Source organism: Hymenobacter sp. DG25B (assembly GCF_000801315.1).
Lineage (GTDB): Bacteria > Bacteroidota > Bacteroidia > Cytophagales > Hymenobacteraceae > Hymenobacter.
Map to the genome: position 1 here is coordinate 1,252,679 of NZ_CP010054.1, position 14,324 is coordinate 1,267,002.

Annotated in this window: 13 protein-coding genes; 5 read left to right on the top strand and 8 right to left on the bottom strand. The window is 58.5% G+C overall.

The genetic code is table 11. The annotated features are described in order from the left end of the window. Positions 1 to 214: 214 nt before the first annotated feature. Positions 215 to 625 carry a response regulator gene (locus PK28_RS05390; protein WP_044512191.1) on the bottom strand — a complete coding sequence of 137 codons (411 nt, stop codon included), beginning with the start codon at positions 623 to 625 and terminating at the stop codon, positions 215 to 217. Between the two features lie 17 nt (positions 626 to 642). Beyond that, positions 643 to 2,175 carry a sensor histidine kinase gene (locus PK28_RS19520; RefSeq protein WP_052430524.1) on the bottom strand — a complete coding sequence of 511 codons (1,533 nt, stop codon included), beginning with the start codon at positions 2,173 to 2,175 and terminating at the stop codon, positions 643 to 645. A 91-nt stretch (positions 2,176 to 2,266) separates the two neighbouring features. Here PK28_RS19520 and PK28_RS05400 point away from each other — a divergent pair, with 91 nt between their 5' ends. Further along, entirely contained in the window at positions 2,267 to 3,082 is an 816-nt protein-coding gene (locus PK28_RS05400; RefSeq protein WP_044512194.1) for a TrmH family RNA methyltransferase, read from the top strand. Here the strand turns inward: PK28_RS05400 and PK28_RS18865 are convergent. Next, positions 3,079 to 3,756 (bottom strand): hypothetical protein, encoded by a 678-nt coding sequence (locus tag PK28_RS18865; RefSeq protein WP_156126251.1) that lies wholly within the window; start codon positions 3,754 to 3,756, stop codon positions 3,079 to 3,081. The two genes, PK28_RS05400 and PK28_RS18865, sit on opposite strands and share 4 nt — an antisense overlap. A 70-nt stretch (positions 3,757 to 3,826) precedes the next feature. Continuing rightward, positions 3,827 to 6,019 (bottom strand): TonB-dependent receptor, encoded by a 2,193-nt coding sequence (locus tag PK28_RS05410; RefSeq protein WP_044512197.1) that lies wholly within the window; start codon positions 6,017 to 6,019, stop codon positions 3,827 to 3,829. Positions 6,020 to 6,163: 144 nt separating this feature from the next. Between PK28_RS05410 and PK28_RS05415 the strand changes: the two genes are divergently transcribed. Then, positions 6,164 to 6,436: an acylphosphatase gene (locus PK28_RS05415; protein ID WP_044512200.1), complete on the top strand. Its 273-nt coding sequence runs from the start codon at positions 6,164 to 6,166 to the stop codon at positions 6,434 to 6,436. Positions 6,437 to 6,462: 26 nt separating this feature from the next. Here the strand turns inward: PK28_RS05415 and PK28_RS05420 are convergent, their stop codons facing one another. Beyond that, on the bottom strand, positions 6,463 to 7,209 hold the full coding sequence (locus PK28_RS05420; protein ID WP_197070481.1) for a YqjF family protein: 747 nt from the start codon (positions 7,207 to 7,209) through the stop codon (positions 6,463 to 6,465). Between the two features lie 141 nt (positions 7,210 to 7,350). Further along, complete coding sequence (gene typA / locus PK28_RS05425; protein WP_044512202.1) at positions 7,351 to 9,159, bottom strand: translational GTPase TypA; 1,809 nt, start codon at positions 9,157 to 9,159, stop codon at positions 7,351 to 7,353. Positions 9,160 to 9,501: 342 nt separating this feature from the next. Between typA and msrB the strand changes: the two genes are divergently transcribed. Together msrB and PK28_RS20345 are read left to right on the top strand one after the other, a co-directional pair. Then, positions 9,502 to 10,047 carry a peptide-methionine (R)-S-oxide reductase MsrB gene (gene msrB, locus PK28_RS05430; protein ID WP_044512205.1) on the top strand — a complete coding sequence of 182 codons (546 nt, stop codon included), beginning with the start codon at positions 9,502 to 9,504 and terminating at the stop codon, positions 10,045 to 10,047. A 357-nt stretch (positions 10,048 to 10,404) separates the two neighbouring features. Beyond that, positions 10,405 to 10,581 carry a hypothetical protein gene (locus PK28_RS20345; RefSeq protein ID WP_156126252.1) on the top strand — a complete coding sequence of 59 codons (177 nt, stop codon included), beginning with the start codon at positions 10,405 to 10,407 and terminating at the stop codon, positions 10,579 to 10,581. Between the two features lie 72 nt (positions 10,582 to 10,653). On the opposite strand, the gene PK28_RS05435 is transcribed toward PK28_RS20345, so the two are convergent. Next, positions 10,654 to 11,289: a hypothetical protein gene (locus PK28_RS05435; protein ID WP_044512208.1), complete on the bottom strand. Its 636-nt coding sequence runs from the start codon at positions 11,287 to 11,289 to the stop codon at positions 10,654 to 10,656. 217 nt (positions 11,290 to 11,506) lie between these two features. Between PK28_RS05435 and metG the strand changes: the two genes are divergently transcribed. Next, positions 11,507 to 13,552, top strand: coding sequence for a methionine--tRNA ligase (gene metG, locus PK28_RS05440; RefSeq protein WP_044512210.1), 2,046 nt, complete (start codon positions 11,507 to 11,509; stop codon positions 13,550 to 13,552). A gap of 172 nt (positions 13,553 to 13,724) precedes the next feature. Here the strand turns inward: metG and pth are convergent, their stop codons facing one another. Continuing rightward, positions 13,725 to 14,291, bottom strand: a complete 567-nt coding sequence (gene pth / locus PK28_RS05445; RefSeq protein ID WP_044512212.1) for an aminoacyl-tRNA hydrolase — start codon at positions 14,289 to 14,291, stop codon at positions 13,725 to 13,727. Positions 14,292 to 14,324 lie beyond the last annotated feature (33 nt).

Below are 14,324 nucleotides of genomic sequence, written 5' to 3' on the forward strand. Positions count from 1 at the left end.
GCGAAACGGTGAAATACACTCCGGGCAGCCAAGATATAGGCTGCGCCCGGATGGTGCTAAAACTACAGGGAAGAGAATAAAATTCGGTGTAAGGTTGCGTGCCGTGGGCTTTTATGCTTTTCTGCGAGGAGCTGGTCTTAAAACGCAAAAAGCGGCAGAAACCGTATGGCTTCTGCCGCTCTACGTACGGCGGGCGGTGCGTGGTGTTGGCGGCTTATTTCAGCAGGGTTTCCAGCAGGCTCATGCTATCCACCATGTCGGTAGACGTTTCAAAATCCAGGGGCTTCAAAATGTAGCCACGCACCCCCAGGTTTTGGGCCGTGAGCCGGTCTATGTCCATGGCGGAGGTGGTGATGATGAACACCGGAATCTGAGCCAGGTGCGGGTGGTTCTGTATTTCGGCCATAAACTCGTACCCGTTCATCTTGGGCATGTTCAGGTCCAGCAGAATCACGTCCGGCAGGGGCTCGATGGCTTCTACGCCGTTGCGGCCCAAAAGCAGATCCAGTGCTTCCAGACCATTAAAGGCCGTGTGCAGCTTGTGCGGCACACTAAATTTTTCGAAGGATTTCTGCACGGTCATCGTGTCAAAAAAATCATCTTCTACCAGCAGTACTGAGCGCATATCTAAAAAGGAACTTGTTACGAGGTAATAGCTACCGCGGCCTCGGGAGCGGCCGTGGTGGTGGTGGCTTTGGGCCACGTAAAGATAAAGGCTGCGCCGCGCCCATGGGCAGCTTCTTCCACGCGAATGCTGCCTTTTTGCTCGTCAATTATCTTTTTCACGATGCTCAGGCCGATACCCGTGCTTTCGGCCGTGTTTCGGTCGCGCAGGGTCTGGAACATCAGGAAGATTTTTTCCCGGTAGGCCGGGGCGATGCCGGGTCCGTCATCGGCCACCGTAAACTCATACATTTTTTTTACCTCCCGGCTGCTGATGTAAATGGTGCCCGCCCCCTGGTCGTGGTACTTCACCGCATTGCTGAACAGGTTAGTAAACACCTGCTGCAGGCTCAGGCGGTCTGTGGTGAGGGTAGGCAGCTCGGCCAATTGTAGCTGAAAGGTAGGCGGTACCACCATGTCGGCCACCTCGCGCACCAGCTCGGCCACGTTCACGGCTTCTACGCGGGGGGTGGTGCGGCCGGCGCGGGCATACGCCAGCAGACCATTAATGAGGTCTTCCAGCCGGCTCAGGCGGCCCTTCATCATGTCCAAGTACTGCCGCATCTGGGGGGAGAGTTCCTGGGCTAGTTCATCTTCAATCCACTTCACCACCGTCATAATGCCCCGCAGCGGCGCTTTCAGGTCGTGGGAGGCCACGTAGGCAAACTGATCCAGCTCGCGGTTCCGGTTTTGCAAAGCGCTGAATGCTTCGGAAAGCTGCCGGGTCATGCGGTTGAGGGAGTGCGTGAGGCGGCCCAGACTGTCGCGCTCCTCATCCTTTATTTTAATGCTGTAGTCGCCCTGTACAATCTGCTCTACCAGGTTATCAATAATGGAAATGCGCCGACGGGTAGCCGCATTAATGTCTGCCAGCTCTTTCTGCAGAATATCGTTGGCGCGCAGCTCCTGCAGAATGCGCCGCATCAGCCATAATACCAGCGCAATGGCCAGCAAAGCTGACAGGATCAAGGCTACCGGGGTAGTAGTGGCATAGAAGTTCTGGCTGTTGTCCCGGTCCTGCAGCAGGGCATCCTCTTCATTTTTGATGGTATTGAGGAGGCTACGGGTGCGTTCCAGCTGGGCCTGGGTACGCACAATCATGGTACGGGCCGTGGGCGAGGTAACCCGCACGGTGGTCCAGCCCGCCAGCTCGGCCATTTGCTGGTCAATAACGGCGCGTAGAGTGTCCAGGCGCGTCTGTTGTACGGGGTTGTCGCTGGTAAGCAGGCGCAGGGTGGCGTAGTGCTTGCTCAGTTTCCCCTCGGCCTCCCGAAAGGGCCGGATGTAGGAGGTATCGCCCAGCAGCAGGTAGTTGCGGACGGACGCCTGGGCATCGCGCAGCTCCGTGCGCAGATCGGCGGTGGCCTGCAATACCTGATAGGAGTGCGACACCTGCTTGGTGTAGAACCACAGGCGCTGGTTGCTGTAGTAGGCCATGGCCGCCGTGAGCAGCAGCACCAGGGCGGCCATACCGAGGCCCAGCGTAATTTTATTGGTAAGATTTAACCGCATAGGCTACAAACGTAAGAAACTTGGCCCACCAACGTAATTTTGGCGGCCGGGTTCCCCCGTATCTTCGCCTTCCCGTTCAGCCCCGTTTCCCATGCCTGCTGCCCCCGACGCCATTACCAGCCCCCAGAACCCGAGGATTAAAAACCTGCTGCGTTTGCAGCAGAAATCAGCGGAGCGCCGCCAGCAAAACCTCACCATTATTGAAGGCTTCCGGGAGCTGACTATTGCGCGGCAGGCCGGGGTAGCGGTGCACAGCTTGTTTGTGTGCCCGGAGCTGACCAGCCCCGCCCAGCAGGAGGCCTTGGCCGGGATGCTGAGCCGGGAATCAGAATGGTTTACGGTATCGAGGCCGGTATTTGAAAAAGTGGCTTACCGCGAAGGCTCCGACGGAATTCTGGCCTTGGTGCGCCCGCCGCAACACAAGCTGGCCAATCTAAAATTGCCCGCCGCCCCGCTGTTGCTGGTGCTGGAGGCCGTAGAGAAGCCCGGCAACCTGGGCGCTATTCTGCGCACCGCCGATGCCGCCCAGGCCGATGCCGTCATTGTGTGTGACCCCCGCACCGACCTTTATAATCCCAACGCCATTCGCTCCAGTATTGGCTGCATTTTTACCGTGCCCACGGTGGCTACCACGCGGGAGGAATTGCTGGCCTGGTGCCGGCAGCACGGCATCCGGACCTACGCCGCCGCCCTCACGGATACCGCCATTCCTTACACCACCTGCGACTTCCGCGGCCCCACCGCGCTGGTGATGGGTACCGAAGCCGACGGCCTCACGCCTGAGCTCCGGCAGGCCTGCGACCAAACCATCATCATTCCCATGCGCGGCGCCATTGACTCCCTGAATGTGAGCACGGCTACAGCTATTCTTACGTTTGAAGCCGTGCGCCAGCGCCAGCAGGACTAGGCGCGCATTCGCCATTCCCAAACCAGCGCAGCCAGCAACAGCGCGGCCCCCGCAGCCATAGTAACCACCATTATCTGCAGTGAGATAAAATAGAGCAGGCTGCCCAGCAGCAGAATCCCGATGCCCAGCCACCACAGGGTTTCGAGGCCTGCCCCACCGGTGCGCCACGGCAGAGCCCGCAGGGCCGCCGCATCCTGCGGCGGATACAGCACCCAGCGCAGGCGGTTGAAATCATGCAGCAACAGGCCAATCGTCAGCACCAGGAAGCCGGTAGTCAGCCAGGGCGTGCCCACCCAGTTCTGCGACCAGGTCAGGAAGATGATGTTCAGCCACATGGGCACCAGCAACACGGCGCCCAGCAGGGCAAAACGCCGGGTAAGCAGAAGCACCCCAATCAGCAGCTGGGCTACGCCGATAAACTGCGCAAATAGTACCAGGCCCTGCGCCGTCAGCCACGCATGGTTCATGGGCGGCCCCATGAGGCCCGGAATATGGTTTTCGGAGAGCTTATACAGTCCGCCGCCCAGCATGAGCGCGCCCAGCAGCAGCCGGGCGCCAAACACATACAAGTGCCGCCACCAGCCTCCGGCCCAGAGCGCCAGGGCGGTAGCCAGCAGGGGCAACACAATCATTAGGGCGTAGAGCAGGTCAGTCGGGGCGAAGTGCGGCTTCATAGCTATGTATTGGTCGCCTAAATAAAGCAAGAATGACTACTTCTGCAGGTGCCGCACCGCTGCCTGCGGCTTAAAACTTCACCGTTGCCGATAGATTGATAACGCGGCCTTCCAGTGGGGCCCAAAGCTGACGGAAGGTGGGGTTGCGCAGGTCATCGAGCATCACAGCCTCGCGGCGGGTCTGGCGGTAGTCAAGCAGATTCTCGGCATTAAGTACCAGGGCCAGCGGGCCGGTAGCATAGCGCAGCAGCGCCGCTGCAATAAAGTAGCCCGGCGTACGGCGGCCGTCATCGAGGTGCTGGTGGCCGATGTAGGAGGCTTCCAGGCCGACGCGCCAGTGGGAGCTGAGCTCCACGGTGCCCACGGCGGCCACTTTATGCCGCGCAATCAGGCTTAAATAGGGATTAACGGTGTCATTGGGCTTGCGGGCATCGGTAAAAACGTAGCCCAGGTAAAGCTCCGTCTCGTCCTGCTTGAGGCGCACGTAGGTCTCGAAGCCCCGGGTCAGAAAGGGCTGGGGAGAGTTGCTGAAGTTTAGAAAGCCGGTGCGGGCATCAGAGTCGAGCAGTAGTGGGTGACTGATGCGCGTCAGAAAAAACGACTGGTTTACGGTCAGCGTCAGGGCTTCCTCGCCTTCGCCCACCACGGCCTGGTAGTTCACGTCCCAGCCGGCCCCCGCCGCCTGCTCGGCCCGCACCCCAGGCGCAAAGGGCAGCACCCGGGCAAAGTCCCGCTCATCCAGCTCATTCACAAAAAAGGAGGGCGCCTTATAGCCCAGCCCGCCCCCTACCCGCGACGAGAAGTGCCGTCCCAGCTTCAGCAGTCCGCTCATCCGGGGCAGCACAAAGAGGCCATAGTGGTTGTGGTAGTCCACGCGCAGCCCGGTTTGCAGGGTGAAGGCCGGGGCCAGTTGCCAGTCGTCCTGCATAAACAGGCCGGGCGTCACGTAGTCGTAGGCCCGCAACAGCAGCAGCGCGGGCTGGTGGGGCCGGAAACTCTCGCCGGTGATGTTGGCACCCAGCACCAGGGCGTGGGAGCCGGCGCGGTGCAGGTAGCTGCCCTCGGCGTAGTAGGATAGCTGTCCCGCGTGGAGGCCGGTAGTGCTGGTGCGGGCGTCGCGGCTAAAGTAGCTCAGGCTGCTCTTCAGAGTCAGCTGGCGCCCATCGTCGGCGGTGTGTTCATAGCGCCCGTCCACCGTATGCCGCCACGAGGTATTGTTGATGAAGAACTGGTGCTGGTCATCGGGCTGCCCGCGCAGCACCTGCATGTCGCCGCCCCGGCGGGTTTCGTAGAGGCCGGTGTAGCCCACCACAAGCTTGCCGTGCCCGTTGGCGGGGTAGAAGAACAGGCGCGGGTGCAGCGTCAGGCTGCGCAGGCGGGGCACGTCGGAAAACCCATCCCCGTTTACATCCACCGCCTGCTGGCGGGTGGCGCCCACAAACAGGGTGTAGCCCCGGCGCGGGCTGCGGGCGGCGAAAAAGCCGTTCAGGTTGCTTTCCTGCAGGGTAGAAACGTTGGCCAGCACCTGCCGCTCGGGGCGGCCCAGCCGGGGCTCCTTCGAAATCAGATTAATCATGCCGGCAATGGCCCCACCCCCGTACAGCGTAGAGGAGGCCCCTTTGATGATTTCAACCTGCTGCAGATCAAGCGGGGGCAGCTGCAGAATGCCGAAGCTGCCCGCGTAGCCCCCAAACAGCGGTAGTCCGTCGCGCAGCAGCTGGGTGTATTTGCCCTGCAGGCCCTGAATGCGCAGGTCGGCATTGCCGGTGGTGGCTGAGGTGGGCTGCACCTGCATGCCGGCCACGTCGCCGAGCAGGGAGGCTATGTTGCCGGGCTTAATACTGCCTTCCTCCTCCATTTCCTCGGCGCCCAGCACTTCCACCCGCGTGGGCAGGTCCTCGATGCGGGAGTTGGTGCGCGTGCTGGTTACTACTACCTCGGCCAGCTCCAGGTTGCCCGGGCCCAGCACCACCGTGGGAGGCGGCCCGGCCGGCTGGGGTAGCTGTATAGTGAGGGTTTTGGTGTGGTAAGAAAGCAGAACAAAGGTAAGTTCCACGGCCTCGCCCGGCACGTTTGCCAGCGTGGCCAGGCCCTGCTCATTGGAGGTAGTGCCCAGGCCGGTGCCCGCTACTGCCATGCTCACGCCGGGCAGAGGAAGGTGCGTCAGGCTGTCGCGCACCACTACCCTGACCGGGTGCTGGGCCTGCGCTGCCAGGCTGGTGAGCAGACTAAAGCAGAAGACTAACGGAAGTAATAAGCGCATCGGAAGAGCGGAAAACCATTGTAAAGGAGGGAGCTAATTCCGGAGAACTGCTGCGCCGCCGCGGAAAATGCAGGTGTATCAACTGCGCCGCATCCGCCGTAAGCAGTGGGCATCAGGATTTCGCCTCATTTCACAACCGCTTGCATGACCGCACATCGCACTTTCCACATCTACGGCCGCGTGCAGGGCGTGTTTTTCCGCCAGAGCGCCCGGCAGCAGGCGCAGCAGCTGGGCCTTACCGGGTATGCCCGCAACAACCCCGACGCTACCGTGACTATAGAAGCGGAAGGCCCACCGGCTGCCTTGGATCAGCTGGAAGCCTGGTGCCACCAGGGCCCGGCCGCGGCCCGGGTAGATAAAGTAGAAGTGGCCAGTGGCCCCGCGCAGAACTACTCCGGCTTTGAAGTACGCCGCTAAAGCAACGGCTGGGGCGCCGAATGGGCTCAGATGTGCCGCAACTCCTGCACCCACACGTCCAGCGCATCAGCGGCGTACAGCAGCGGAGCCCCCGTTGGCGTAGGCAGGCCGTGGCTTTCCACCAGCGTGGATTCCCACTCCGTGAGAGTGGCTTCGCGCAGTTTCCAGGGCTCATGCAAAAGGCGGCCCCGCCAGAGATTCCCGCTGCCTACTCCGGGCATCAGATCGGGTCCGGCGGTGTAGAGGCAGTACCGCTCGGTTAGGAAGTGCGCCAGCGAACCGGGCCGGGCTGTGGCTAAGGGAGCCCCGGGCGTCCAGGTGGCGGCAAACGTGGCGGGCGCTGCTCCGCGGTGCGTCCGCCGCGCCACGGCCCGGAGAGTGCCGGCAGTTTCGGTCAGGCTGATGCTGGCGTGCAGGTAGGGGAGATGAAACAGCGTGCGCGCCGCCCACACTCCCAGCGGCTGGGTGGCATCGAGCGACAAAAACCACACCCCGGGTACGCCGTTCAGGCGCGCATAGGTGCGCACGTTCAGCTCGTGCAGCCGGTTAAGGCCCGGTATGGCCGGCAACCCCAGCGGGCGAATACTGCTCATGGTAAAGGGCACCACGCCCAGCCATGCCTGGCCCTCAAACAGGTCCAGCTCCAGGCGGGCCGGCAGGTAGGGACGCAGCAGCTCCGGCGGCATGGGCCAGTGCGCAAACAGCAGCTGGCTCCAGCGCTGCCGCATCAAGGGCAGCCCGGGCGGAGAAGCGGAAACAGAAAGGTCAGACAAGGCGCGGCGGGAATAGGTAGTGCTAACAGCTGAAGGGCGGAAGGAGTTGTCGGAAAACAAAAAGGGGCGCAGCCAACGGCTGCGCCCCTTTTTGTTTTTATGCATCTGCCAACAGCCAGAAGCCATCAGCCAGATAAAAGCTTAGTCTATTTTCTTGGCCGAGCGCAGACGCTCGTTCTCGTCGAGCAGGATCTTACGCATCCGCACCGACTTGGGAGTTACTTCCAGGTACTCATCCTTCTGGATGTATTCCATGGCTTCTTCCAGCGAGAACTGACGCTTAGGCACAATCTTCACGTTGTCATCCGTACCCGAAGCACGCATGTTCGTGAGTTTCTTGCCTTTCTGGATGTTGATGGTCAGGTCGTTGGGGCGGGTGTGCTCACCGATAACCTGGCCAGCGTACACTTCCTCACCGGGCTCCACGAAGAACTCGCCACGGTCCTGCATCTTATCGATGGTGTAGGCGGTGCCGGGGCCGGTTTCCATAGCAATCAGCGAACCGCTGATACGACCGGGAATAGTGCCTTTGTAGGGCTCGTAGGAAGCAAAGCGGTGGTTCATGATGGCCTCACCAGCGGTGGCGGTCAGCACGTTGTTACGCAAACCAATCAGGCCACGAGCGGGAATGTTGAACTCCAGGTGCTGCAGGTCGCCCTTCGGCTCCATGATGGTCAGCTCACCTTTGCGCATCGTCACCAGCTCAATCACCTTACCGGCAGTTTCTTCTGGTACGTCTACTACCAGGTGCTCGATGGGCTCGGTGCGGTTGCCGTTGTCGTCTTCACGGAACAGTACCTGGGGCTGGCCTACCTGCAATTCAAAACCTTCACGGCGCATGGTCTCGATGAGTACTGACAAGTGAAGAATACCGCGGCCGTACACGAGGAACGTGTCTTCCTTATCGGTTTCCTTTACGCGCAGCGCCAGGTTTTTCTCAGTCTCCTTGAACAGACGGTCACGCAAGTGACGCGAGGTCACAAACTTACCTTCCTTACCGAAGAACGGCGAGTTGTTGATGGTGAACAGCATGTTCATCGTCGGCTCGTCGATGCTGATTACGGCCAGACCTTCGGGGTTTTCGGCATCGGCCAGCGTATCACCAATATCGAAACCTTCAATGCCGGTTACGGCGCAGATTTCGCCGGAGCTAACCTCCGAAACCTTGGTACGACCCAGGCCTTCAAACACCTGCAGCTCTTTGATTTTTACTTTCTTGATGGTGCCATCACGCTTCACCAGGCTCATGTTAGCGCCTTCCTTCAGCGTGCCGCGGTGCACGCGGCCAATGGCGATACGGCCCACGAACGACGAGTAGTCGAGCGAGGTAACCTGCATCTGGGGCGTGCCGTCCAGGGTAGGAGCGGGGGGAATGGAAGCTACCACGGCGTCGAGCAGCGGAATGATGCTGTCGGTTTTTACTTTCCAGTCGGTGCTCATCCAGCCCTGCTTGGAAGAGCCGTACAGGGTCACGAAGTCCAGCTGGTCTTCGTTGGCACCCAGGTTGAACATGAGGTCAAAAACCTGCTCGTGCACCTCGTCGGGGCGGCAGTTCTCTTTGTCCACCTTGTTCACCACCACAATAGGCTTCAGGCCCAGGTCGATGGCTTTACCCAGTACGAAACGGGTCTGGGGCATGGCACCTTCAAAGGCATCGACGAGCAGCAGTACGCCGTCGGCCATTTTAAGTACCCGCTCTACTTCACCACCAAAGTCGGCGTGACCCGGGGTGTCGATGATGTTGATTTTAACGTCCTTATAACGTACCGATACGTTCTTAGAAACGATAGTAATGCCTCGCTCACGCTCCAGGTCGTTGTTATCCAGGATCAGGTCGTCGAAGTGCTGGTGCTCGTCGAACAGCTTGGAGGCGTGAATGATCTTGTCCACGAGCGTGGTCTTGCCGTGGTCAACGTGCGCGATGATGGCGATATTACGGATGTTCTGCATACAATGGGTTTTCCGGCCGCAAAGGTACGGAATGTTGCGGCAAAAGCGCACAGTAATTAATTGCTACTGAGCAATGAAGATTAAACCGACCGAAACCGGTCAATTGCTTTTTGCCTGGTCGTTGCTTTGGGCTCGGGGCAGGTAACACGCAGCAGGTGAATACAATTCCTTGTTTTTAACCCAAAGCCAGGAATATATACGCTGCTTCTGCGGGCAGATAAACCCAGGCCGATTATGCGGAAGTAAACCCGAACCGGGAGGCAGCTTCGTATGTTCTTCGTGCAGGCAAATGGCTTTAGCCGGCCTGCTTTTCCTCCCATTTGTTGTTTCTCCTTTCCTGATATGCGCTCCTCCTTTCTGATTTTGCTTTTATCGGTGCTTACTCTAAGCTCGGCCTGCTCCCAAAAGAAAAATGCGCCCGTAGCCAAAGCCCAAACCGGCGCGGCAGCCAAAGCCTATCCGCAGGCCAAACCCCGCACCGGCCGCCCCGACGAGTTTCCGGTGCGCAAAACCGATGCCCAATGGAAGGCTCAGCTGACGCCGGCCCAATACTATATTCTGCGCCAGCAGGGTACGGAGCGGGCGTTTGCCAATAAATACTTTGATAACCACGCCAAAGGCAGCTACTACTGCGCCGGCTGTCATAACCTGCTGTTTACTTCCGATACCAAGTTTGAATCAGGGACGGGCTGGCCCAGCTTCTGGGCACCCGCCTCGGAAGCCAGCCTGAAAGTCACTTCGGATAATACCTTAGGCATGAGCCGCGACGAAATTGTGTGTGCCCGTTGCGGCGGCCACCTCGGCCACGTATTCACCGACGGCCCCAAACCTACCGGCTTGCGCTACTGCATGGATTCTGATGGTATGGCTTTCGTGCCTTCGAAATAACCCACTAAATCTTTCTACTGAAGCGGCTCACTGGCTATGTATGCTGGTGAGCCGTTTTGTTTTTAAGGAAACCAAGCCGGCTTCATAATGGCTTGAGCTAAAAAGCAACGCACTTTCCGGCGGCTGCGTTGTAGCATAGCTACCCGCTTTCGGGCCGGCATTTGCCGCTACTTCCATGAAATACTCTCTTCCTTTTCTGCTGGCCGGGGGCTCCTCAGCGCCGGTCTGTTTACTGCGTGCACCACCACCGAAGAATCTACCGCCGAGCGGAATGCGGCTGCCCAGCCCCCCGCCCAGATTCAGACGGATGCCGACCGGCAGGCAGCCTACAACAGCAATGCCGGCTACGGCGGCTCCGTGCCCGATGCCACGCCCCGACGCGTGCCGGTAGGCGAGCAGGCCAGCGGCACCAACGCCCGCCAGCGCGTGGAGAATATTAACACCAACGCCCCCAATAATACCACGCCCGAAACCCGTATGCAGCGCCTCAAGCAAAGCCCCGTGGGCGATACGCTGCGCCCGCTCCCCAACTAGCACCACAAAAAACAGCCCGCCGCTTCCGGAAGGAAACGACGGGCTGTTTTACCGGGAGAGAAAATGAAAGGCTTACGCGTTGGTTGGCGCGTTGGTATCGGTTGCCGTATTAGGGCCATTGCTGCCACCCGTGTTGGCGGTAGTGGGGCGGCCCCGGCGAGTGGGGGCTGCGGCTGGTTTGGCCGCGGCCGGGCGGCCCCGGCGCGCCGGCGTTTCACTGGCACTGGCTTTGGCACTGGCGGCGGTAGTCCGGGAACGGCGCGGGGCAGTGTTTCGGGTGGCCGTAGTTGCCCGGGGGCTCTGGCCGGAAGAAGATTCCTCCGTGGCGCCCATATCCGTAGAAATACTGTCGGAAAAAGCTGGTGAGGCTGAGTCATAATGGCGCACAATGGTGTGCAGGGCCTGCTCAAACATCCGCTCAGTGTCCACATCCAGGCGGCGGGTTGCCTCGCGCACTACTTCCTTCAGCTTCTCTTTCGTTTCTTTGCGAATCTGTTTCACCATCTCATTCATTCGGTCATCCAGTTCCTTTTGCAACTGCTTGGCCGCTGCTTTCAGGGATTTCTTCTGTCCGGACTTTTTGTCGGCGCGGGCATCCGTCATAGAATCGGTAGCACGGGAGGCGGCTTTGGCTGCTTTCCGCTCTACTTTCAATGCCGGGTCTTTCTTGGCTTTTTTACCTGCTCGCCCTTTGTCTGCTTTTTTCATACCGGAAAAGAAGTTGATGGTGGATTTGTAGTGCAGTACGACAATTAATTACCGCCGTTGTGACGGAATTAAAAGTAATTGATTTAGTAACGGCACAAAGGATTTTTATCCTTTTTTAATTTTGCTTTTTCCGGCTCTTTTGCAGCCATTTTACATCGGTTTTTTACATCCATATCACGCTGGTATTTTCCTTGGCCCGTGATTTTTGTTTTGTCTCATGCAATCTGATCCTCAACGCTATACCGTTACTGCCGCGCTGCCTTATGCCAATGGCCCCGTGCACATCGGACACCTGGCGGGCGTGTATTTACCGGCTGATATTTATGTGCGCTATCTACGCGCCAACGGACGGGACGTAAAGTTTATTTGTGGTTCCGATGAGCATGGCGTACCCATAACCATTCGGGCGCAGAAAGAAGGGGTTACGCCCCAGCAAGTGGTCGATAAATACCACGCTATTATTCGGGACTCTTTCCAGGAATTTGGAGTTTCATTCGATATTTATTCGCGCACCTCTTCCCAAACGCACAGCGAAGTAGCCAGCGGCTTTTTCAAAAAGCTGTACGACGAAGGAAAATTTATTGAGCAGGTTTCCGAGCAGTATTACGATGAAAAAGCCGGTCAATTTCTGGCCGACCGCTACATTGTAGGCACCTGCCCTAATTGCGGCAACGACAACGCCTACGGCGACCAGTGCGAGAAATGCGGCACTTCGCTCAGTCCTACGGAGCTTATTTCGCCGCGCAGCATGCTCTCCGGCAACCAGCCGGTACTGCGCGAAACCAAGCATTGGTATTTACCGCTGGACCAATACGAGCCCTGGCTGCGCGAGTGGATTGTGGAAGGCCACAAGCACGACTGGAAAACCAACGTGTACGGGCAGTGTAAATCCTGGATCGACCAGGGCCTGCACCCCCGCGCCGTAACCCGCGACCTGGACTGGGGTGTGCCCGTGCCGGTGCCCGGCGCCGAAGGCAAAGTACTGTATGTATGGTTTGATGCCCCCATCGGCTACATATCCGCCACCAAGGATTTACTGCCCGATACCTGGGAAACTTACTGGAAAGATAAAGGCACCAAGCTGGTGCATTTTATTGGCAAGGATAACATTGTATTCCACTGCATTATTTTCCCGGCCATGCTAAAGGCGCACGGGGAGTATATTCTGCCAGATAATGTGCCCGCCAATGAATTTCTGAACCTGGAAGGCGACAAAATTTCCACCTCCCGCAACTGGGCCGTGTGGCTGCACGAATACCTGCAGGATTTCCCTGGCAAAGCCGATGTACTGCGCTACGTACTGTGCGCCAATGCCCCGGAAACCAAGGATAATGACTTTACCTGGAAGGATTTTCAAGCGCGCAATAACAACGAGCTGGTAGCCAATCTGGGTAATTTTATTAACCGTGCCGTGGTACTCACGCATAAGTTTTTCGGGGGTAAAGTACCCGCTGCCGGCGCCTTTACCGCGCAGGACGAAGAAGTGCTGCAGCACCTGGCGGAATTCCCCAAGCGCATCGGTGATTTAATTGAAAATTACCGCTTCCGCGACGCGCTGAATGAGCTGATGAACCTGACGCGCGCCGGCAATAAATACCTCGCCGATACAGAGCCCTGGAAGCTCATTAAAACCGACGAAGCCCGCACTGGTACGGTGCTGCACGTAGCCCTGCAACTAGCCGCCAGCCTGGTTACGCTGCTGGAGCCCTTCTTGCCGGAGTCGGCCAGCAGACTGGGCCGTATGCTGGGCCACGAGCAGGGCACTTGGCAGGCTGCCGGCCGGGCCAACGCGCTGCCCGCCGGGCACCAGATTGGGGAAGCCGCGCTGCTTTTCGATAAAATAGAAGATGCTACCGTGGAAGCGCAGGTGCAAAAACTGCTCGATACCAAACAGGCCAACGAATTAGCTAACGCCGTAGCCGCCCCCGCCAAGCCCGATATCAGCTTCGAGGAATTCCAGACCATGGATTTGCGCGTGGGCACTATTCTGTCCGCTGAAAAAGTAGCCAAAACCAAAAAGCTCCTCAAACTGAGCGTCGACCTGGGTTTTGAAGAGCCGCGCACCATTGTATCAGGCATTGCCGAGCACTTTGTGGCCGAGGCGCTGGTGGGCCAGCAGGTGCAGGTATTACTGAATCTGGCACCGCGGGAAATCAAAGGCATTCAAAGCCAGGGCATGCTCTTGATGGCCGAAAATGCAGACGGTTCTTTAAGCCTCATGCAGCCCAGCAGCCACGTACGCCCGGGTTCGGGCATTGCGTAAAAATCTGTTCTTGCGAGGAGGCACGACGAAGCAATCCGTCCTCTACGCAGCCAGACATTCCCTTTTACCAGAAAGCCCTTGACGTGTGCTACGTCAAGGGCTTTCTGGTTTATTAGGTCTTGTCACCTTTCAGAGGACGGATTGCTTCGCTTTGCTCGCAAGGACACGCCTACTACTTCACGTTTACCACGTTCATAGCGCGCTCCAGGCCTAAGGTACCAAAGGCCAGTACCGCCTCGGCAGCTTTTTCGATGCGCAGCGACAAGTCAATCTGCTCATCATTGGAAAATGGCTCGAGCACATAATCCACCTGCCGGCCTTTCGGGAAGTTAGCGTCAACGCCGAAACGCAGGCGGGCATATTCATCGGTGCCGAGGGTTTCCTGGATGTGCTTGAGGCCGTTGTGCCCGCCGGCAGAGCCTTTGCCTTTCAGGCGCAGCTTGCCGTAGGGGAGGGCCAGATCATCCGTCACCACCACCATATTTTCCTTCGGGATTTTGAGCGTGTTCAGCCAGTGAGCCGCTGCTTTACCACTCAGATTCATGTAGGTGGTGGGTTTTACCAGCACAAAGGTTTTTCCCTTGTGTTTGATTTCCGTCACAAAGGCGTGCCGGCCCAGCTCCCATGGCGCGGCATCAAACTTGCGCGCCATATAATCGGCCACCATAAAGCCAATGTTGTGGCGCGTATCAGCGTATTCGGGCCCAATATTTCCCAGCGCCAGAACAAGGTATTTCATATCACAAAATAAACAGAGAAACAGGCTGCTGTC